Annotated in this window: 1 protein-coding gene; it reads left to right on the top strand. The window is 64.1% G+C overall.

The genetic code is table 11. The features are described from left to right. A partial coding sequence (locus tag ABD323_RS42265) for a helicase-related protein (RefSeq protein ID WP_344447371.1) occupies positions 1-833 on the top strand: 833 nt, incomplete at both ends.

The raw sequence follows: 833 nt of genomic DNA, 5'->3' as shown, positions 1-833 counted from the left end.
TGGTGCACGCGAGCAAGGTGCTCCGGCCGCTGTTTACCAGGACAACGAAGAAGGAGCTCGGCCTGCCGCCGGTCGATATCCGGGCTCGTTACGTCGACCTTCCGGCGGCTCACCGCAAGCTGTACTCGGCACTCCGCGGCGAGGCGGTGGGGGGAGACCTCGCCGAGCAGGAGGAGCTCGCCCGGCTCGGAAAGGTACTCGTCTACCTCATGATGGCGAGTACGAGCCCGGCACTGCTGGCCAAGGGGCTGGACCGTTTCGAGCCGCTGCCCTTCCAAGTGCCGCCGCTCAGGCTGCCCATTGACAGCCGGCTGAGTGAACTCCTGCGGGACCTACCGCAGTACGAGACGTCACCGAAGTACGAGGCCGTGCTCAGGACGGTTGCGGAGAATGCTCGAGAAGGGCGCAAGACGCTGGTTTGGTCGACGTTTGTCCGGAACCTCACGACACTCGGCGGGGCGCTTGCCAAGTTCAACCCCGCGATCGTGCACGGCGGAACAGCAGACCGTGACGAGCAGATTCGCAGGTTCCGCCAGGACCCTGACTGCATGGTGCTGTTGTCCAACCCCGCGACGCTGGGAGAGGGGATCAGCCTCCATCACGTCTGCCACGACGCGATCTACGTGGATCGTGACTTCGCGGCAGGCCGCTTCCTGCAGAGTCTTGACCGCATCCACCGACTCGGTCTCACTGCCGACACCCATACGCGGATCACCGTGCTGGTTGCCAGCGGGACGATTGATGAGGTCATTCATGAGCGCCTTGGACACAAGCTGAACTTCATGGCCAGCATCCTGGATGACCCGTCGGTGCGCGAGCTTGCCGATCCCGAA

Origin of the sequence: Kitasatospora nipponensis, assembly GCF_039528135.1 — a bacterium.
Classification (GTDB): Bacteria; Actinomycetota; Actinomycetes; order Streptomycetales; family Streptomycetaceae; genus Kitasatospora; species Kitasatospora nipponensis.
This window is presented reverse-complemented; position numbering and strand designations above follow the sequence as displayed.